Here is a 1,097-nt window from a genome sequence, read left to right as displayed (position 1 = left end):
TCGAAATAAGCAACTTCCTGTTTACTGCCGATACGGATTCTGCCGTAGGTCGGCTGCAATTCGCCCAAAATCAGCTTGAGGAAGGTGGTTTTGCCGATGCCGTTTGGACCGATTAAGCCGATTTTGTCGCCGCGCTGCAAGATGGCGGAGAATTTGTCCATGATGACTTTGTCACCATAGGCAAACGAAGCGTGTTCCAGCTCGGCGATGATTTTGCCGCTTTTTTCGCCGCTGTCGAGCTTAAAGTTAACCTGCCCTTGTACGTTGCGGCGTTCGGCGCGCTGGCGGCGCAGTTCTTCCAAACGGCGCACGCGGCCTTCATTACGGGTACGGCGCGCTTCGATGCCTTTACGTATCCACGCTTCTTCCTGAGCATGAAATTTGTCGAAGAGGCGGTTGTGTTCTGCTTCAACCGCCAACTCTTGCGCTTTTTTCTCGCTGTATTTGGAGAACGAGCCAGGATAGGAGCGCAGAATGCCGCGGTCTAGTTCGACGATGCGCGTGGCGATGTTGTCCAGAAAACGGCGGTCGTGGGTAATCACGACCAAGCTGCCTTCAAACGCTTTAAGCAGATTTTCCAGCCAAATAATTGCGTCAATATCCAAATGGTTGGTCGGCTCGTCCAGCAGCAATACGTCGGGCTTTTGCACCCAAGCCTGCGCCAAAGCGACACGCTTTTTCTGACCGCCGGATAGGTTGCCGATTTTTTCGTTTTCCGGCAAACCGAGTTCCCCCAAAGTCTGCTTGACTGCCGCATTCAGCTTCCAGCCGTCCTTCGCTTCAATTTCGAGTTGTAATTCGTTGAGTTCTTTCAATAAAGCCTCACTCGAACCATTTTCCAACTCATGGCTGACATGATGATAACGGCGCAATAAATTGCGAATTTCTCCCAATCCTTCGGCAACGGTATCAAATACGGTTGCGTCCTTATCAAAAAAGGATTCCTGCGGTACATAAACGATTTTGAGGTTGTTTTGAACAATAATCTGCCCATCGTCGAGCTTTTGCACACCGGCGAGAATTTTTAAAAACGAAGACTTACCCGCACCGTTGCGGCCGATTAAACCGATTTTCTCGCCGCTGTCGAGTTGAAAAGA

At 50.5% G+C, this 1,097-nt stretch carries 2 pseudogenes; both read right to left on the bottom strand.

Features of this window, described 5'->3' with window-relative positions:
• Positions 1-128 (bottom strand): annotated as a pseudogene (locus ACTHS3_RS14145) (ATP-binding cassette domain-containing protein); the annotation flags it as partial.
• 195 nt (positions 129-323) lie between these two features.
• Positions 324-1,061 (bottom strand): annotated as a pseudogene (locus tag ACTHS3_RS14140) (ABC-F family ATP-binding cassette domain-containing protein); the annotation flags it as partial.
• Positions 1,062-1,097: the final 36 nt, after the last annotated feature.

Source organism: Neisseria sp. P0009.S007 (genome assembly GCF_051962515.1).
The sequence above is the reverse complement of the archived record's forward strand: the minus strand, read 5'-3'. Positions and strand labels throughout refer to the sequence as shown.